A 16,447-nucleotide genomic window follows, 5' to 3' on the forward strand; every position below is an offset into this window, starting at 1 on the left:
CCCCGATGAGCACCCCACGACCCCGCAGCGACGACCAGTTGGCCGCCCTCGACGTCGAAATCCTGCTCCGCTTCGGCCTGCCCGGTCCGGGCCCCCACCGCGCGATGCTGTTCGGCGACGGCACGGTGGCCGCTGCCGTCACCGTCGACCGACTCGGCACCCTGCCAAGGGCCTTGACCTTCCTCGCCGAGGTCGTACGCGCCGGCGGCACCCGCTTCGCCGCCACCCTCCCCGAGCCACTCCCCGGCCCGGCAGCGGCGGTGGCACACGGGTGGCTGGAGGCCGCCGCCATGGTCGCCCAGGACCCGGACGGGGACCAACTGGTCGCCCGCTGGCTCGACGCGGTCGCGACGGTCGTGGCCCTGCGCGTCGTCGACCGGGAAGGAACGACGTGAGGCGCACCCTGGATCTAACGACCCAGCTCCGGCCACTCGGCCCCACCGCGTGGCCGGAGCTGTTCCCCTCCCGTCCTCAGAACCCCACCCTGAGCCGGAGTTGGAGCCGACACCCGCCCGGGCGGTCATCGGTCTCGATGCCGACCGTCACCGGTCCGCGATCGGTCTCCGCCCAGTGGTAGCCGGTGTTCCCGCACTGCGCCGGGTCACCATCCGCGTCGTACTGCACATCGAGGGCCGCGTACGTCTGCTCGATTCGCGGTACGGCCAAGGTGAGGTTGCAGCCACCCGGCCGGTTGTCCGTGTCGATCCGGACCGCGGGGCCGAAGGTCCGGGCGTCCCTCCGAATCGGCATGCCGTAGGTGCCCTGGTTGCCGCACTGCGCCGGGTCCCCGCCCGCAGTGGCGTGGAAGTCGTACGCAAGGGCCACACCCTGCAGTTCGAGGTCAGGATCGTAAACGCCGAACGCCAGTTGGCAGCCACCCGCACGACTGTCGGTGTCAAAACGAATGGCATCGGTCCAGACGCCCGCCGCAACCCACTGGTCGCCCGTCCTCCCACCGCACTGCCCTGGATCACCATCCGGATTGAACCGGATCCCGAGCTCCGCGGGCCGGAACTGCCGGACCGACGCCTGCGCCTGCGCCGGCACGGGCGCCACCGTCGCCGCCACCACCCCGAGCACTCCCAGCCAGCGCGCGATTCTTCTCATGCCACCGATGCCCTCTCACTCCAAAGCTCCCGAACCAGGAACCCCAGAGTGGCGCGAGCGTGCACACGCCAAGCAAAGGCACCGACAGACACACCCCCACACCACCCGAACGCGCCAACCCCGCACCCACCGACACCGCTGCGCGCAGCATCGTCATCGGCCTACTCGTCACGGAAAGCGGCTCCGTCCCCGTTCAGGCCACCGGCGCCGCCCTATCGTGTTCCCCATGGCGAACACCAGGCCCCACCAAGACCGGTGCACCTGCTTCCCCCAGTACCGGGGGAGCAACCCGCGGAGCGTCCGCCTCCACAGCGAGCAGCAGGACACCTCCTCCCCCGGCTGGCGGCACCTCCTCGCCCTCATCGACGAAGCCGCCGCCGACGGGCGCGAGTTGTTCCACCCCCTCCCCGAGTTGAGCCCCGAGGAGCGGCGCCAGATCGTCACCCTGCCGCCCACCATCGCCAAGCTCACCGCCGTCAAGCACCTCAGCGTCTACGGCAGCAACCTGGTCCGCATACCCCCGGAGATCGGCGCCATGACGAGCCTGGAGGAGTTCACCCCGTACACCTCCCGCCGCCTGCACTGGTTCCCGTACGAGCTCACCAGGTGCCCGAACCTGATCGGCAGCACCGTGAGCACCCGCAGCCTCTACGGCAACGAGAAGTACCGCCCGCCCTTCCCCCAACTCCCGCACAGCGCCCAGGAAGCCCCCACCCCGCACACCTGCAGCGTCTGCGACCAGCCCCTCGCCGGCACCGAGATCCACCAGGCATGGATCTCCCTCGTCGTCGCCACCGACGTCCTCCCCCTCCTCGTGAACGCCTGCTCCCATGCCTGCCTCCAGACCCTCCCCGCACCCCCCGAGGGCTACGTCCAAACCCCCCACACCGGCGGCCCCGGCCTCACCCAACCCTCCTCCCGCTGACCCTCAGGCCGCCCACCTCGCCGCGTGGCCGGAGCTCGTCCGGCATTGGCAGTACCCGCGCTCGCAGCAGCCGGAATACGCACTCACGGCCGCCGGTTGCAGCGGAACATGCACGATCGCCAGGAGCCGCCCAGCGGCATACACCCGCTGCTGTCCGGGCGTTTCAGCCCCTACCGGTTCGATCCGTCCGCGGTGGTCGACGACCACGCCCTCGGGCTCCTGCTGGAAGCCGCGCGATGGGCGCCGTCAGCGGGGAACTCCCAGCCGTGGGGCTTCTTCACCGGCAGGCCCGGCGAGCCGGAGCACGACCGGATCCTCCCCCACCTCGCGCCGAGCTCGGCCCGCTGGGCGACGGACGCGGGCCTGCTCGTCGTCGCGCTGACGCGTCGGCATGTCGACGACTCGCAGCTGCTCTACTCCGAGTTCGCGGACTACGACCTCGGCCAAGCCGTCGCCCACCTGACCGTCCAGGCCCAGGCCATGGGGCTGGCCGCACACCAGTTCCGAGCCTTCGACATGGAAGGGCTCACGAAGGAGCTGGACCCGAACCCGGGCTGGGCGATCGTCTCCATGGTCGCGGTGGGCAAAGCCGCCGACGCACCGGCGGAGGGCCGCACCCGGCACAGCGTCGCGCACCTGCGCTCCGCCCCCTGGTCACGGGTGGAGTAGTCCATCGCGTGAGAAGTCGACCCAGCCGCCTTCTCACGCACCCCCCGCCGATCGCAAAGTGCATCTCGACACCCTCGAACGACAGCAACGACTGCAGCAGCAAAACATAGCCCTCCGCATCCAAGGTCCCCCGAAGGCACTCGTCCGCCACCCGGTGCGATGCCGCGAAGCTCGCCATGAACGCGGTGTCGAGCTGCGGGCACAGGTCGTTCATCAGCTCGGACGACTCAGCACCGGCGATGCCACCACGCCAACTCCGGGTCGGCCGAAGGCTCGTGATGCGTTCGCCGCAGCAGCACCGCGTCCAGGCGCTCCACCTGGGCCCGGAGTTCGCCGGCCGCCTTCGGGGGAAGCATGAACAGGGCCTTCTGCAACGCGTCCCGGGCCCACCCCTCGCCGCAGCACGGGCAGGTGAACTCGGCCTCCCAGGGCCTCCACCGTCGCCCGGTGCCATGGACCCGTACGGACCACACGCTCAGCGCCGCCGCCACCACGCCCGGGGTCATCCGCTCCCGTTCGAGCACGCGGACGGCGGCATTCGCCGCGCCCGACAGCCCCGGAACGTCGCGGTACCGCGCCCAGGGCCGTCCCCGACCGCGCTCCCGCGACCGAAGCGAAGCAGGTGTTCTACGCGGCACGGCCCCTTCGGATGCAGATCATGGACGGCATCCTCGCACAGGAAGTCGGCCCCGCCGACTTCCTGTGCGGGCTCAGGCTGCCCGGCAGCGCAGCATCGTCAGCGGCGGATTGGCCTCGTAGTCGCCCCAGAACTCCTCCCCGTACTCACGCACGCCGCCCGCCGAGATCTCCAGCGGCACCCACGCGACCTCGCCGAACCCGGCTGCCCGCAGGCACCGCTCGTAGACCTCCCGGCTCGGCGGGTTCGCGACGAACGAGATCGGCGGGTCGAGCAGCGCGGTGATCCGCACGCGCGGCCCGATCTCCGTCTCCTCTCCCAGCGATTCGCACAGGAAGCCGTACTTGGCCAGCGACGGCCCGTCGAAGTGGTAGTCCGGGTTCTGCCCGAACAGGAAGAACTCGGCCCCGTCCACCACGCTCCGGCGCACGTTGCGCATCATCCGCTCGATCCCGGCCACGTCCGCCGCGTAGTTGAACGCCTGCACCGCGACCGCGACCTCGAACAAATGCTCGAACTCCCGGAGTTCAGCCGTATCCGCCACCTCGTACTCCACCCCCAGCGACTCGCGCGCCTCCGACGCCCGCGCCGCGTCGACCATCGCGGCCGAGACGTCGAACCCCAGAACACGCGAGGCACCGCGCCTCATGAACTCCCGGCTGTAGAAGCCCGTCCCGCAGGCAATGTCGAGAACCGACTTCCCCTTCACGTCACCCACCAGCCCCAGAAACCCCGGCACCTCCCCGTACCGGGTGAGCGGAAGCGTCTTGAAGCCCTCGAACGCCTCACCGATCTCGTCGTACTGCCGACCGTCACTCACCATGCCGCTCCCCCTTCCGTGACCACTGCCGTGACCACTGCCGGGAAGTCTCCCCCGCCCCGCCCCGCTCCCCGAACTGGCGAAAGCCACGAACCTGACCGCCTGTTAGCGTGGCTCGGATGGAAGATCTGGGAACCGTCCCCTGGCCGCCCGCACCCATCGGCACCGAGCGTCTCGTCCTCCGCGCCCCCGAACCCCGGGACCGTGCAACCTTCATCGAACTGCTCGCCTCCCCCGAGGTGCACACCTACCTCGGCGGCCCCCGCCCCCGCGAAGAGCTCTCACGCGAGCTGCCCGAGGTGCCCGAGCAGTGGCCCGGGAGCTTCGTCGTGGCGCTCGACGGATCGATGATCGGCCACGTCCTCCTCCGGAGGGCGACGGGCCACCGCCGCCCGGCCGCCGCTGGGAAGGTCGACCTCGGCTACCTGTTCCTGCCCCGCGCCTGGGGGTCCGGCTACGCCGCCGAGGCGTGCGCGGCCGCCCTCGACTGGCTCGCCGGCGCCCTGCCCGGCGAACCGGTGGTGCTCACCACCCAGAGCGCCAACGCCGGCTCCATGCGCCTCGCGGCGAAGCTCGGCTTCACGGAGGTGGAGCGGTTCGAGGCATGGGACGCCGAGCAGTGGCTCGGCCTGCGACCGGCGGAGGCAGCCTGAAAAACTCCCCTCCAAAATATTTCAGGACAAGAAATATTCAGGTCCCCACGCCCGTTCCCCCAGTATCAACGCGGGAGGGACCCGCGCGATTGGAAGGAGCGCGGCGCCGTGCGCGTGGAGATCTGGACCGACATCAACTGCCCGTGGTGCTACATCGGCAAGGCCCGGTTCGAGCAGGCCCTTGCCGGGTTCCCGCACCGTGCGGAGGTGGAGGTCGTCCACCGCTCGTTCGAGCTGGACCCGAACGCGCCGCGCGACGCCCGTCCGGTGCTCCCGCTGCTCGCCGCGAAGTACGGGATGAGCCTGGAGCAGGCCGAGGCGGCGGAGGCCCGGATCGCCGAGAACGCGCACGGCGAAGGTCTGCCGTACCTGGCCGGCGGGCGGGACGCCGCGAACTCCTTCGACATGCACCGACTGCTGCATTTCGCGTTGGAGCACGGCCGGCAGTCGGAGCTGCTGGACGTGCTGTACCGGGCCAACTTCGCCGAGGAGCGCTCCGCGTTCGGGGCCGCCCGGCTGCTGGAGCTCGCCGTCGAGGCCGGGCTGGACGGCGGGGCGGCGGCCGCGGTGCTGGCCGATCCGGAGGCGTACGCGGAGGCGGTGCGCGAGGACGAGGCCACCGCGAGCGCCATGGGGGCGACGGGCGTGCCGTTCTTCGTCCTCGACCGGCGGCTCGGGGTGTCGGGCGCCCAGCCTGCGGAAACGTTCACCCGGGCGCTGGAGCAGGCTTGGGAGAGCCGCGTGCCGACGCCGCTGATCCAGGTCGGCGCGGCGGGCGACGCGGAGGCATGCGGACCGGACGGCTGCGAGCTGCCGCAGCGCTGACGGACGCCCCCGCCCGACCGTTCGAACAAAACGGGGTGGGGACGAGCAGCTCAGCCCGTCCCCACCCCGTCACTCTCACACTCTCGACTACGCGCTCGGGTCCCAGTCGGCGATCCGGCGCAGGATCTTCAGGTCGCCCTCCGCCTCCAGGTCCTCCACCTGCAGCCGGCCGTAGAGGGTCAGGACCAGCTCCGAGGCCCCGGCCACCGCCGTGACGTCGCCCGGCTCCGGGCCGATGGCCGACACCCGTACGCCGTCACCCGACAGCGACAGCCGCCACGAACCGCCCTCCTTCACCCGGTAGTCGAGAAGGGCGGGCTCGAACGGCCACGCCACCGAGGTCGGGCAGCAGGTGTGCAGGAACTCGTCCACCCCGTCCAGCGCCACCTCCAGCGGCAGCGGCTCGGCCGCACCCACGGCGAGCTGCGCGTCGTACGTGTGGACGGCGATCTCCTGCAGCTGGTGCCGCGCGACGGCGCCGACGGTCAGCGGCGACTGCGAGTCACCCCACCACGCCCAGCACGGGCTGTCCGGCCCGGCCTCGCGCAGCGCCGCCGCCATCAGCCGCACCCCCTCGGCCACCCACTCCACCAGCTCCGCACGATCCCGCGGCGCCTCCGACTGCTTCACCGCGAAAGCCTCGGCCGACGGCCCCTCGGCCTCACCGGCCGCCACGTTCATCGCCCAGAAGCGCCGGCTCTGCCCGATGTGCTGGGCCAGATCGAACAGCGTCCACTCCGGACACGTCGGCACCTGCACCCCGAGATCGGGCGCGCCCTCGACGACGGCGCAGAAGACGGCCGCCCTCTCCTCGATCAGACGCACCAGATCATCAAACCTCAAAGTCTTTTCCACGCCGCGTTTTCTATCACCCCACCCCACAACCCCGCACCTGCTTTTTCCGCAGGCCACGCGCCCCTTGCCCACCCCACCACGCCCCTCCTAGAGTCCCGCCCATGCCCCGCCTGAAGATCGAGACCTCCGTCCCCGAATCCCACCTCGCGCAGGTCCTCGACGCCCTCCACACCGCCGGCGCCGGCCGCACCGGCCCGTACGAACGCTGCGCCAGCACCTGGCCGATCACCGGCCGCTGGCTCCCCACCGCCGACGCGCGGCCGTACGACGGCACGGTGGGCCAGGTCCAGCAGGCCCGCGAGTACCGCATCGACTCCTTCTGCGACCAGGACCAGGCCCCCGCCGTCCTGAAGGCCGTCCGCGAAGCCCACCCCTACGAGGAGGTCGTGATCAACTTCCTCCCCCTCTACGACCCCACCACGGACCCCGTCACCGACTGACCGCGCCTCAGAACCCTTCGGGGTGCCGCGACAGCCAGTCGGCGTGCCGCTCCCGCAGCCGGTCCCGCTCCTCCGCCGAAGCGAGGAAGACGTCCGCCCCGCCGTCGTACGGGTGGTAGAGCCGTCGCAGCCCGATGTCGGTGACGATGACGCCCGCCTCCTCCTCGTCGGCGACCTGCCGCAGCAGCCCGTCCAGGCAGCCGCGCCGCCAAGGCCGCCGCTCCAGGAAGACGTGGCAGTACGTGCGGAACTCCGGCTCGGGGTCGTCCTGTTGCAGCCAGCTGCGCCAGCGGACGGATCCGCGCGGAATCTCGACGGGAGCGTCGGCGGAGACCGTCCACCTCGGCACGAGCACGTACACCTCGCCGCCCGCGAACAGCCGGTCCAGCACGGTGTTGTGCCGCTCCAGCACGACCGCGTACTCGCGCTCGCCCTCCGGGTACCGCTTCGACTCCGGCAGGCTGTGGAAGCGCACCCACACCTCCCGCGCCCGGCCGTCGATCTCGTGCCCGACCGGCAGGCTCCCCGGCCATCGCCGTTCCCAGAGCGCCGTCAGCTCCGTCAGGTCCGCCAACTCCGTCAGCCCCGCCAGGTCCACCCCGGCCCCCCTCTCCTCGACCGCCCCCAGCCTATGCACGAGAAGTCGGCCGAGCCGACTTCCTGTGCACGGCCCCGTCCCTCCTCCGTGCACATTCGCCCCACCCGTTTCATCCCGACGCAAACCGGCCATGGGGGGCGCCGGTAGCCCGTACCGTGGTCGTCCGGTCGGCGATCTTGGGACAGCGGGTGGAACGGGGCGGTACACGATGACGGAGTTCCTGCGGCGGGTCGCCGCCCTCGCGTCCACGGGGGACTTCGCCGGTCTGCACGTGGGGGCCTCGCTGCCCGAACTGGCGGCGCGGCACGGCGATCCGTGGGACTGCGGGGGCCTGCACAAGGGCCACCGGTGGCCGCACGCGTTCGGCTGGGGTGACGCCTGGACGGTGTTCTGCTCCTGCCGCCGGTTGAGCTCCTTCTCCCTCCCGGCCTGGCACGGGGAGCTCGAACTCCCCAAGGAGTCCGCCGGGTTGGAGACCCTGGACACCCGCATCGGCGAGGCCGCACTCACGGCGGCCCTCACCGAGGCCGGCTGCCGCTGGGAGACGGTCACCTACACCCACGTCCCCGGCCAGCGCACCCTGGAGCTGGAGCCGGTGCCGGAGAAACGCGTGGGCCTGGTACTCGTCGAGCGCCTCGACTTCGACGAACCGCCGTTCGAGGACTGGCTGTTGTACAGCGTCGGCCTCTGGAGCTACGACCACCCGGACTGCCCGAAGCCCGACCGCGCCCTCCCCGATGACGGGTGGGGTGCGGCCGGGCCCTGATCCCGGGCGGCGGAGCCGTTCCGTCCCCTGTTCGGAACGGATCCGCCGCCCGGGAAGCGCGTCAGCCCAGGAGGAAGTCGTAGACCGCCTGCCGCCCGAGCGGGTTCACCGCGCGGGACTGCACGGAGTGCGAGGCGCCGGGGACGATCACGATCTCCGGCTTGTGGACGAACTCGGCCTCGCGGAACAGCCATTCGTACGGCGTCGACAGGTCCCGGTCCCCGCCGAGCAGCAGCACCGGCACGTTGGGCAGCTTGCGGTGCTCCGGCGGCGCGGGCGGCACCGGCATGCGCGGCCAGTCCAGGCAGACGAGCAGGCTGCCGCCGCCGGTGGCGGTCGCCGCGTCGTACGGCCAGGTCTGCTCGGGCTCCTCGGCGAGCGACCGCCGGGTGCGCTCCAGCGCGGCGGCCCGGCCCGCGACCGGGGTGTCCGAGGTGCCCCACGGGTAGTTCCCGTCGCCGCACAACGTGGCGGCGTGCAGGCCCTGGCTGAGGAACTCGGCCGGCGCGGCGTCGTTCTGGTGCACCGTGTCGATGAACGCGTCGAGCTTCTCGGGCTTGCCGTTCGCCGCCTCGTGCAGGGCTTCGGGCACGCCCCCGTAGTTGGGGTCGGCGAACTCGTAGCTGGTGATCGCGTCGAGGATCCGCACCCCGTTCCCGTACCTGCGCACGGTGGCGGCGAGGTCCTCGGCCGGGTCGGTGGTGCAGCCGGTGGCGGCGCAGGCGGCGCGCAGCACCCGGGCGGTGGCGGGCAGCGCGCCGAGGTCGAGCGGGTCGTAACCCTGCTGCGGCACCACGGAGTCGAGGACCAGCTTCGCCACGTGCGCGGGCTGCGCGAGGGCGTACCGCTCGGCGACGAAGGTGCCGTACGAGACGCCGTCGATGGTCAGCCGCTTGTCGCCGAGGGCCCGGCGCAGCACGTCCATGTCGGCGACGGTGTCGGCCGTGCTGTAGTAGCGGGCGTTGGGCCCGAGGATCGCGGCGCAGTCGGCGATGGACTGCTTGCGCGGCACGGCGAGGTCGGAGGATCCCATGTCCTCCTGGAGGCCCGGGCACCGGATCGCGCGCTCGCCGGTGCCGCGCTGGTCGAACATGACCAGGCGGTAGTCCTTGAGGACGGGCTGCAGCTTGCTCGCGACGCGCCGGATCAGCGGGACGCCGGGCTGGCCGGGGCCGCCGGTGAGGAAGAGCAGGTCTCCCTTGGGGGCGTCGGTGTTGCCGGTCATGGCGACGTCGAGCGTGAGGGTCCCGGGGGCGGCGCCGCTGTGGTCGAGCGGGACGGTGATGCTGCCGCAGATGAACTCGGGCGCCCCCTGGCAGGGCGCCTGCCCGGCGACCCCTCCCGCCGCCGACGGCGCCGGGTCGGCCACGGCCGGCGTGGCCAGCGTGGTGCCGGCGATCACCGCGACGGCGCCCAGCAGCGCGGCGAGGCGGCCTCGCGTGCTCGTCATGTTCGTCCTCCCGTTCGCGCCGCGCCCTGCCTGGCGCGGTCACGGGAAGAAGCTTGTGCCCGGGGCTGCTTCGAAGGCGAGCGTTCGTGCCAGGATTCGACCAGCGTCGAATCCTGGGGCTCCGGAAAAGGAACACACCGGACGTTTCCACCCGCCCGGCGGATTCGAGGCGAACGCAAACCGACCAGGGGAGGACGGGCCGTGATCCGGCTCACCATCGACTCGACCGGGCTGGCCCGTACCCGCTTCGTGGTCTCGCCGCTGCACGAGGCCGTCAACACCCTGATGGCCTCGGGCCTCAACACCCGTGGCGGCCCGTACGCCTGGGTCGGCCGCACCCGCAGGGTGCTGCGCCGCGAGGGCCTGGACCTGCTCGCCGGGCTGGCCCTGAACCAGGCGGGCGGCTACATCCCCGACTTCCTCACCCCGCACCCCCTGGGCCCGGCCCCGACGGTCACCGAGCAGTTGGAGGCGGTGCGCCGCACCCCCGAGGACCGGGTCCGCGCGGAGATGGCCACGGCCCAACGTGGCCTCGCCAAGGCGAAACTGAACGGCCGTCACCTCCCGAACACCGTCCTGCGCACCCTGGAGCGCGGCCCCCGCTACTTCGCCGAACGCGTCGCCGACGAGATGGGCCGCTACTGGGAGGCCGCCCTCGCCCCGTACTGGCCGGACGCGCGCTCGGTGCTGGACTCCGAGGTGGACCAGCGCGGCCGCTTCATCGCCCGCCACGGCACCGGTGCGCTCTTCAACTCCCTGACACCGCAGCTGTCCTGGACGAACGGCGTGATCCGCCTGGAGAGCCGCTTCGAGGTGGACCTGCCGGCCCGCACGGTGCTGCTGATGCCCACCCTGGTCTGCCGGGACGTGCATGTCATCCTGGACACCGTCGACGGCATGCACCGCGTGCCCACCCTGATCTACCCGATCACCCTGCCCGCCGCCGTCCCCCGGACACCGACCCCGGCCCTGGCCCAACTCCTGGGCCCCACCCGGGCGGACCTGCTCTCCGCCCTGGTCGCCCCGTCCACCACCGCCACCCTCGCCGCCCGCCACTTCCTCAGCGCCGGCACGGTCTCCTACCACCTGGGCGTGCTGCACCGCTCGGGCCTGGTCGGCCGCGTCCGCAGCGGCCGCGAGGTGCTCTACCACCGCACCCCGCGCGGCGAGGAAATGACGGAAACCGCCTAGGGCCTGTCCGGCTCCCGGACGGCTCCCGGACGGCTCCTAGGCGAGCGCCCGGGGCAGCACCACCCGCAGCCACTCCTCCGGCTGCGACAGGTGCGGCGCGTGCCCGGCGCCGCGGTACACGTGGCGCTCGGCCTTCGGCAGCGTGAGGTCGATGAGGTCCAGCACCTCCCCGAACATCGGCGCGCTGTCGTCGCTCTGGGTGAGCAGCGCCGGGTCCCCGTACCGGGCGAGGTTCGCGAGGTCGAGGTCGAGGGCGTCCGGGTCGCGCAGCTCGTCGAGGTAGGTGGCCGCGTTGCGCACGTACGCGTGCCGGGTCGGCGCGGGCAGCCCCTCCCAGGCACCGGGGCCGAACGCGAGGCTGTCCACGTACAGCTCGGCGGCCGCGGCCGACTCGGCCTGCTCCAGCAACTCCCGTACGGCGGCGATCCGGTCGGCGAAGGCGGTGCCGATGGGCCTCAGGTCGGCGTCGGCGAGGAGGATGCCGCTGCCGGGCGGCTCGTGGACGGCGAGGCCCCGCAGCAGGTCCGGACGGGCGGCGGCCAGGCGCAGGGTGACGAGGGCGCCGTAGGAGTCGCCGTAGACGAAGGCGGGGGCGAGGCCGAGGCACTGGACGAGCCCGGCGAGGTCGGCCGCGTCCTCGTGCACCGAGCCCTGGGTGAGCAGGTCCTCGCTGCGGCTGTGCCCGCGCCGGTCGTAGGCGACGACGGTGGTCCGCTCGGCCAGGCCCGGCAGCACCCGGGCCCAGGAGTCGGCGTCGCTCCAGGAGCCGTGCACCAGGACGACGCCGGGGCCCGAGCCCCGGGCCTCGTAGTGCAGCGACACCCCGTTCACCCTGATCCCGGCCATCACGAGCCTCCCGGTCCCGGAACGCCCGACTGTGCGGCGCTCCTCCACCAGACTGACACAGACGGCCCGGACACAGACGGCCTAGTCGAGGCCCCGCACCGGAGGCTCGTCCCGCGTCCCGTCCTCCGCGACGACGGTGAACCGCTCCGCCCCCGCCAGCGCGAGGTCGACGGGGTAGAGCGAGGCGGTGCCGTTGACGTCCAGCTGCCTGGTCGTCCGCCCGGTGGACGCCTCGATCCTGGTCAGCCGGTTCCTGGTCATCGCCCACACCGAGTCGCCGTCCAGCAGCACCCCGGTGACCTGGTCGTCCAGCCCGGCCGTCCAGCGCCGCCGCCCGTCGACCAGCGAGTAGGCGACGAGCCGGCCGGTGGCGACGCGGACGGGCCGGCGGCCGCCGCCGATCCGCACGTCGCCGGGCTTGCCGCCGGGGGCGATGTACAGGTCCCCGACGACGACGCCGCCGAAGAGCGGGCGGGCGCTGAACTCGTCGAAGGCGTGGACCCCGCCGAGCATCACGTCGAGGTCGTACTCGTCCCCGGAGACGGGGATCGCGGCCCGCTGCCGCCCGTCGCCGTCGAAGCTGAGCACCGCGTGGGTGCCGCCCTGGGCCTGGTCGTCCACCCAGACGGCCAGCGGCGCGACGGAGACGACGGCGAGGTTGCGCAGGCCCCCTTGGGCGGGCAGGGCGATGCGGCTGCGCTCGCGGCCGTCCGAGGGCGCCAGGGCGCGCAGGACGGGCGGGGCGGCGGCGCCGCACTGGGCGACGGTGACCACTGTCTCCGTCCCGCCCGCGACCTGGAGCGGGGTGCAGCCGGCCCCTGCCTGGCTGTGCCACAGGGTCCGGCCGTCGGAGAGCCGTACGGCCCGCCAGTCGTCCTTGCCCTGCAGCACGGCCTCGTCCCCGGCGACGGCGAGCTGGTCGGGGGAGGCGGAGTCGCCGTCCCGGGCGGGGGCGTCGACGGTCTCCGTCCAGCTCGGCCCGCCGCCGGCGAGGTCGAGCGCGGTGACGGCGGCGCACGGGCGGCCGTTCGGGGAGTGCCCGATCAGGCCGACGCGTCCGGGCCCGACGCCCCGGCTCATCGCGCAGACGGTTTCGGCGCCGGGGGGTGCCCACCGCCAGGCGACGGCCCCGCTGGTGCCCCGGTAGGCGACGACCTGGTCGGGACGCACCCGCACCACGAGGTCCCCGCTGGTCCAGCTGCCCACCGCGCGGGCGGTGGCGGGCCGGTCCGGCGGGGCCTTCCAGGAGTCGTTGAGGCCGTCCCCGGCGAAGCAGCCGAACAGGCAGAGACCGAGCACCGTGCCCAGGGCGACCGCGGGCAGGCCCCGGCGGGGGTGGATCAGCGCCCACACCAGCCCGGCGCCGCAGGGCATCAGCCCGAGGATGCTGGCCACCCCCATCACGGGCAGGCCCGCACCCCCGAAGCCGTTGGCGGGGCCGAACAGCACCGCCAGCCCCATCGCGGCGAACATCGCACCGAGCACCCCGCCGGAGACGACCATCCAGGCTTCCCGGTCCAGGGCGCGCCCTGGAAACCCTCCACCCCGCCGTCTCCCCCGGACGGCGCTGTCCACGGGCCCCTCGGCCATGCCGGTCTCTTCTCCCCCACGCTCCGAAGCCCCTCGGGCGGGGCGGACGATCACCGGATCGTCGCAGAGCCGGAGGGCGGGCGGAACAAAGAGCATGGAAAACCCTTCACCCCGGATCAGAAGTCCAGCACGCGGAGGCGCGCCTACTCCGCCCCGGCCACCCAGTTCCCGTGCAGCCCCAGCGGCACCCGGGCGGGCAGGTGGACGCGGGCGAGCGGCTCGCCGGTGAAGTCCTGGGCGGAGAGGATCACCAGGTCGCTCGCACCGCGCTCCGGGGAGTGGACGTACGCCATCACGTACCCGTCATCCTCCGCAGCAGGCGACGCGCCGGACGACGTACCGGACGACTCGGCGGCGACGAACACCCCCTCGCTCACGGCGGCGTCCCGCCCGAACCCGTGCACCTCGGTGGTGCCGCGCTCCAGGTCGTGCTTGAGCAGGGCGTTGCCGAACCCCTCCTCGGGCCGGTCGTCCTCCGGCCCGGTCGGCCGGGCGTACAGCTCGACGACGGCGGCGTAGCCGTACCGGTACGGGCGCCCCGCGTGGCGGCCGTTGACGCGCGGGAACTCCTGGGTGCGGTCGTCCAGCCGCTCCTCCTTGACGGTGCCGGCGGCCAGGTCCACGGTCCACCGGTCGAGGGTGGGCCGGCTCTCGCCCAGCCTCCGCAGGTCCATTCCCTCGGGGTGCCGCACGACGTCGACCACCAGCTGCAGCGGCGTGCGCTCGTACGCGTTGAGGGTGTGCCCGACCAGGTGCGGCGACAGCTCGAACCAGCGCACGGGCCCGCCCCCGCGCGGCATCACGCCGACCCGCGCCGGGCGCTCGGCGTCCCAGGTGAAGGGCACGCCGGTGGGCAGGTGGGCGGCGCTGAAGACCATCGGGGTGTCGTAGAGCAGGACGTAGTGCTCGGTGAGCGCGAAGTCGTGCATGTACGGGTTGCCCGGCACGGTCACGTCCGTGACCCTGCGCACCGCGCCGCCCGCGTCCATGACGATGTGCTGCACGAGGTCCGTCCCGTACCGGAAGGCGAGCGAGTGCAGTTCGCCGCTGTGCGGGTCGTACACCGAATGCGCGTTGGCGCTGTACCCCTGCGGGGTGAGGCCGAGCTCGCACGGGCCCACCGTGTCCAGCTCGTAGGTGAGTTCGTACGGGCGGATGCCGCCCTCGGTGAGCGCGTAGGTGCGCCCGGCGAGGCCCGCGACCTGCACGTTCGGCGAGATGTCCAGCCTCTCGTCGACGGGAGTGCCCCGGCGCGGCTCGCCCAGGTGGTCGGCGACGGCGCCGCTGCGCACCCAGCGGTTGCGGTACCACTCGGCGCGCCCGTCGCGGATGCGCACCCCGTGGACCATGCCCGCGCCGAGCGTCCACTGGTGCGCGGCCGGGTCCTCGATGCCCAGCGGGTTGGGGCCGATGCGCAGGTAGCGGCCGTCGAGGTGGCCGGGTATCCGGCCGGTGACGGGCAGGTCGTGGGCGGTGATCTCCTCGGTCACGGGCGCGAAGTTCCCGGACAGGTAGCGGTTGCGGCTCATGTGGTGTCCCCCTCGGACCGGGGCGGCTCCGCGAGCCCGCAGGCCGTCCCCATCGCGGTCATCAGCTTGTCGTAGAGCACGCCCGCGGCGGCCGGCGCGAAGTGCCCGGAGAGTTCGAGGCTGACGGCTCCGTGCGAGGCCGCCCAGAACAGCTGGGAGACCTCGTGCGCGTCCCCGGCCCGGAAGATCCCGGCCGCCATGCAGGCGCGCACGGCCTCCACCGAGGTCCCGAAAACGTCGTCGGCCGCCGCCAACGCCTCCTCCCCCGCCCGGAATTCGGGCACCGGCTGCTCGAACATCACGCGGTAGTAGCCGGGTTCGGCGAGCGCATGCGCGCGGTAGGCGTGCCCGAGTGCGATCAGGTACGCCAACGGGTCGTCCCCGCGCGGGACTTGCTCCTGCGCCCGGCGCAGCCGCGCGAACCCCTCCCGGTACAGCGCGTCGACCAGCCCCTCCTTGCCGCCGAACATCGTGTACAGCACCTTCGTCGAGGAGCCGACGTCCCCGGCGATGCGCCGCACGGTCAGTGCGGCGGGGCCTTCGGCGACGAGCAGGGCGATGGCGCGGTCAAGGATCACGGCGCGGACGGCGGCCTGGCCGGCCCGCTGCGCCTCCTGGTAGGGCGTGCTCATGGGTAACACCGTATCCGATGGGAAACACTGTTGCCACCCCCCTTCTCCGGAGGCCCGTCCCCCGACCGGGTGAGCCTCGCCCCCGGGCAGTGCGCGCGGGCCGCCGGGCTCGTTCTGCAGGGCATGACCACCGATCCTCCGTACCCGTCCCTCCTCGCACCGAGGCATCCGTGGCCGTGATCGGCCGGGCGACCGCCGCCGTGATCGCCCTCGCCATCCTGCTCGTCCCCGCCGCCGTCACCCCCGAGGCCGCCCGCCCTCCCGAGGTCGGGACCGGCTGGTGGGAGGTCTCCGCCAACGCCGCCAACGTCCGCCGCGACCACTCCGGCACGGACACCGTCCTCGGCCTCGCCCGCACCGGCGACCGCGTCGAGGTCGTCGACACCTGGACCTCGCCACTGGGCGCCCGCTGGGCCAAGGTCCTGGTCGCCCGCACCCGCACCACCGGCTGGGTCCTCTGGTCCCTGCTGACCCACCACGACCCGTGAATCACATTGGCGAACGGGCACTTCCGCTGCCTATCGTCGGGGCATGACCACTCGAACCTTCCGCATCATGGTGCGCGGCGTCTTCGACGGCCTCACCGACGCGCAGCGCGCCGAACTCCTCGCCGAGGCGCCCCGGCACGACGTGCTGCACGCGGCCTTCACCCGCGAGGGCCACCTCTCCTACGACCTCACCGCCCGCACCGCCTTCACCTTCCGCTTCCTCGACGAGGGCGAAGAGGAGGAGGACATCCTCCTCGCCACCGAGCGGGCGGAACAGGCGGCCCGCGCCTGGCTGGACGAGCGCGGCTACGGCTGCAGGAACCTCCGCTCCCAGGCCGAGGACCTCTCCCAGGCCCCGCTCGGCAAGCGTCAACGCCGCGCCGCCCAGTCCCCCCGCTAGCCCGCCCCACCCCTCCCGGCCGACCC

At 73.0% G+C, this 16,447-nt stretch carries 20 protein-coding genes; 10 read left to right on the forward strand and 10 right to left on the reverse strand.

Annotated elements, in window-relative coordinates:
* Positions 1-5 precede the first annotated feature (5 nt).
* Positions 6-395 carry a hypothetical protein gene (locus IH61_RS0133520; RefSeq protein WP_031076881.1) on the forward strand — a complete coding sequence of 130 codons (390 nt, stop codon included), beginning with the start codon at positions 6-8 and terminating at the stop codon, positions 393-395.
* A 76-nt stretch (positions 396-471) separates the two neighbouring features.
* Here the strand turns inward: IH61_RS0133520 and IH61_RS0133525 are convergent, their stop codons facing one another.
* The gene (locus tag IH61_RS0133525; RefSeq protein WP_031076883.1) at positions 472-1,107 is read right to left on the reverse strand and encodes a hypothetical protein; all 636 of its coding nucleotides are present in this window, start codon (positions 1,105-1,107) and stop codon (positions 472-474) included.
* 226 nt (positions 1,108-1,333) lie between these two features.
* Between IH61_RS0133525 and IH61_RS0133530 the strand changes: the two genes are divergently transcribed.
* Both IH61_RS0133530 and IH61_RS0133535 read left to right on the forward strand, forming a co-directional pair.
* Positions 1,334-2,032 (forward strand): hypothetical protein, encoded by a 699-nt coding sequence (locus IH61_RS0133530; RefSeq protein ID WP_031076885.1) that lies wholly within the window; start codon positions 1,334-1,336, stop codon positions 2,030-2,032.
* Between the two features lie 108 nt (positions 2,033-2,140).
* A complete protein-coding gene (locus IH61_RS0133535) occupies positions 2,141-2,701 on the forward strand; it encodes a nitroreductase family protein (protein ID WP_031076886.1) in 561 nt (186 codons plus the stop codon).
* Between the two features lie 227 nt (positions 2,702-2,928).
* On the opposite strand, the gene IH61_RS0133540 is transcribed toward IH61_RS0133535, so the two are convergent.
* Both IH61_RS0133540 and IH61_RS0133545 read right to left on the reverse strand, forming a co-directional pair.
* Positions 2,929-3,225 (reverse strand): hypothetical protein, encoded by a 297-nt coding sequence (locus IH61_RS0133540; protein ID WP_158845579.1) that lies wholly within the window; start codon positions 3,223-3,225, stop codon positions 2,929-2,931.
* A 186-nt stretch (positions 3,226-3,411) separates the two neighbouring features.
* The gene (locus tag IH61_RS0133545) at positions 3,412-4,161 is read right to left on the reverse strand and encodes a class I SAM-dependent methyltransferase (RefSeq protein WP_031076890.1); all 750 of its coding nucleotides are present in this window, start codon (positions 4,159-4,161) and stop codon (positions 3,412-3,414) included.
* 116 nt (positions 4,162-4,277) lie between these two features.
* Between IH61_RS0133545 and IH61_RS0133550 the strand changes: the two genes are divergently transcribed.
* Both IH61_RS0133550 and IH61_RS0133555 read left to right on the forward strand, forming a co-directional pair.
* The gene (locus IH61_RS0133550; RefSeq protein WP_031076892.1) at positions 4,278-4,811 is read left to right on the forward strand and encodes a GNAT family N-acetyltransferase; all 534 of its coding nucleotides are present in this window, start codon (positions 4,278-4,280) and stop codon (positions 4,809-4,811) included.
* Positions 4,812-4,919: 108 nt separating this feature from the next.
* Complete coding sequence (locus IH61_RS0133555) at positions 4,920-5,636, forward strand: DsbA family oxidoreductase (RefSeq protein WP_031076894.1); 717 nt, start codon at positions 4,920-4,922, stop codon at positions 5,634-5,636.
* An 87-nt stretch (positions 5,637-5,723) separates the two neighbouring features.
* On the opposite strand, the gene IH61_RS0133560 is transcribed toward IH61_RS0133555, so the two are convergent.
* Positions 5,724-6,461, reverse strand: a complete 738-nt coding sequence (locus IH61_RS0133560; RefSeq protein ID WP_324607638.1) for a maleylpyruvate isomerase family mycothiol-dependent enzyme — start codon at positions 6,459-6,461, stop codon at positions 5,724-5,726.
* A gap of 131 nt (positions 6,462-6,592) precedes the next feature.
* On the opposite strand from IH61_RS0133560, the gene IH61_RS0133565 reads away from it, so the two are divergent.
* Complete coding sequence (locus IH61_RS0133565) at positions 6,593-6,931, forward strand: hypothetical protein (protein ID WP_031076897.1); 339 nt, start codon at positions 6,593-6,595, stop codon at positions 6,929-6,931.
* Between the two features lie 7 nt (positions 6,932-6,938).
* On the opposite strand, the gene IH61_RS0133570 is transcribed toward IH61_RS0133565, so the two are convergent.
* Positions 6,939-7,529, reverse strand: a complete 591-nt coding sequence (locus IH61_RS0133570; protein ID WP_234327440.1) for a DUF3885 domain-containing protein — start codon at positions 7,527-7,529, stop codon at positions 6,939-6,941.
* A gap of 208 nt (positions 7,530-7,737) precedes the next feature.
* On the opposite strand from IH61_RS0133570, the gene IH61_RS0133575 reads away from it, so the two are divergent.
* Entirely contained in the window at positions 7,738-8,295 is a 558-nt protein-coding gene (locus tag IH61_RS0133575) for a hypothetical protein (RefSeq protein ID WP_031076902.1), read from the forward strand.
* A gap of 61 nt (positions 8,296-8,356) precedes the next feature.
* On the opposite strand, the gene IH61_RS0133580 is transcribed toward IH61_RS0133575, so the two are convergent.
* Positions 8,357-9,745 (reverse strand): alpha/beta fold hydrolase, encoded by a 1,389-nt coding sequence (locus tag IH61_RS0133580; RefSeq protein WP_031076904.1) that lies wholly within the window; start codon positions 9,743-9,745, stop codon positions 8,357-8,359.
* 201 nt (positions 9,746-9,946) lie between these two features.
* Between IH61_RS0133580 and IH61_RS0133585 the strand changes: the two genes are divergently transcribed.
* Entirely contained in the window at positions 9,947-10,936 is a 990-nt protein-coding gene (locus IH61_RS0133585) for an ArsR/SmtB family transcription factor (protein WP_031076906.1), read from the forward strand.
* 36 nt (positions 10,937-10,972) lie between these two features.
* Here IH61_RS0133585 and IH61_RS0133590 read toward each other — a convergent pair whose 3' ends face one another.
* From IH61_RS0133590 to IH61_RS0133605, 4 genes are all read right to left on the reverse strand, one after another.
* Complete coding sequence (locus IH61_RS0133590) at positions 10,973-11,782, reverse strand: alpha/beta fold hydrolase (protein ID WP_031076908.1); 810 nt, start codon at positions 11,780-11,782, stop codon at positions 10,973-10,975.
* 81 nt (positions 11,783-11,863) lie between these two features.
* Entirely contained in the window at positions 11,864-13,372 is a 1,509-nt protein-coding gene (locus IH61_RS0133595; protein WP_158845582.1) for a PQQ-binding-like beta-propeller repeat protein, read from the reverse strand.
* 143 nt (positions 13,373-13,515) lie between these two features.
* Complete coding sequence (locus IH61_RS0133600; RefSeq protein WP_031076912.1) at positions 13,516-14,901, reverse strand: carotenoid oxygenase family protein; 1,386 nt, start codon at positions 14,899-14,901, stop codon at positions 13,516-13,518.
* Positions 14,898-15,533, reverse strand: a complete 636-nt coding sequence (locus tag IH61_RS0133605) for a TetR/AcrR family transcriptional regulator (protein WP_051838509.1) — start codon at positions 15,531-15,533, stop codon at positions 14,898-14,900. The genes IH61_RS0133600 and IH61_RS0133605 overlap by 4 nt, the downstream gene beginning before the upstream one ends.
* 170 nt (positions 15,534-15,703) lie before the next feature.
* Here IH61_RS0133605 and IH61_RS0133610 point away from each other — a divergent pair, with 170 nt between their 5' ends.
* Both IH61_RS0133610 and IH61_RS0133615 read left to right on the forward strand, forming a co-directional pair.
* The gene (locus IH61_RS0133610) at positions 15,704-16,021 is read left to right on the forward strand and encodes a hypothetical protein (RefSeq protein ID WP_031076915.1); all 318 of its coding nucleotides are present in this window, start codon (positions 15,704-15,706) and stop codon (positions 16,019-16,021) included.
* A 43-nt stretch (positions 16,022-16,064) separates the two neighbouring features.
* Positions 16,065-16,421 carry a DUF6204 family protein gene (locus IH61_RS0133615; protein ID WP_031076917.1) on the forward strand — a complete coding sequence of 119 codons (357 nt, stop codon included), beginning with the start codon at positions 16,065-16,067 and terminating at the stop codon, positions 16,419-16,421.
* The last annotated feature ends 26 nt before the right edge of the window (positions 16,422-16,447 follow it).

It is taken from the genome of Streptomyces sp. NRRL WC-3742 (assembly GCF_000720635.1).
Lineage (GTDB): Bacteria > Actinomycetota > Actinomycetes > Streptomycetales > Streptomycetaceae > Kitasatospora.

Excerpts from the sequence above, each read along its gene's own strand:
- IH61_RS0133545 (WP_031076890.1), bottom strand. The coding sequence starts at position 4,161 with ATGGTGAGTGACGGTCGGCAGTACGACGAGATCGGTGAGGCGTTCGAG.
- IH61_RS0133590 (WP_031076908.1), bottom strand. The coding sequence starts at position 11,782 with ATGGCCGGGATCAGGGTGAACGGGGTGTCGCTGCACTACGAGGCCCGG.
- IH61_RS0133530 (WP_031076885.1), top strand. The coding sequence starts at position 1,334 with ATGGCGAACACCAGGCCCCACCAAGACCGGTGCACCTGCTTCCCCCAG.
- IH61_RS0133535 (WP_031076886.1), top strand. The coding sequence starts at position 2,141 with ATGCACGATCGCCAGGAGCCGCCCAGCGGCATACACCCGCTGCTGTCC.
- IH61_RS0133600 (WP_031076912.1), bottom strand. The coding sequence starts at position 14,901 with ATGAGCCGCAACCGCTACCTGTCCGGGAACTTCGCGCCCGTGACCGAG.
- IH61_RS0133525 (WP_031076883.1), bottom strand. The coding sequence starts at position 1,107 with ATGAGAAGAATCGCGCGCTGGCTGGGAGTGCTCGGGGTGGTGGCGGCG.
- IH61_RS0133580 (WP_031076904.1), bottom strand. The coding sequence starts at position 9,745 with ATGACGAGCACGCGAGGCCGCCTCGCCGCGCTGCTGGGCGCCGTCGCG.
- IH61_RS0133575 (WP_031076902.1), top strand. The coding sequence starts at position 7,738 with ATGACGGAGTTCCTGCGGCGGGTCGCCGCCCTCGCGTCCACGGGGGAC.
- IH61_RS0133595 (WP_158845582.1), bottom strand. The coding sequence starts at position 13,372 with ATGGCCGAGGGGCCCGTGGACAGCGCCGTCCGGGGGAGACGGCGGGGT.
- IH61_RS0133550 (WP_031076892.1), top strand. The coding sequence starts at position 4,278 with ATGGAAGATCTGGGAACCGTCCCCTGGCCGCCCGCACCCATCGGCACC.
- IH61_RS0133605 (WP_051838509.1), bottom strand. The coding sequence starts at position 15,533 with ATGAGCACGCCCTACCAGGAGGCGCAGCGGGCCGGCCAGGCCGCCGTC.
- IH61_RS0133565 (WP_031076897.1), top strand. The coding sequence starts at position 6,593 with ATGCCCCGCCTGAAGATCGAGACCTCCGTCCCCGAATCCCACCTCGCG.
- IH61_RS0133615 (WP_031076917.1), top strand. The coding sequence starts at position 16,065 with ATGACCACTCGAACCTTCCGCATCATGGTGCGCGGCGTCTTCGACGGC.
- IH61_RS0133520 (WP_031076881.1), top strand. The coding sequence starts at position 6 with ATGAGCACCCCACGACCCCGCAGCGACGACCAGTTGGCCGCCCTCGAC.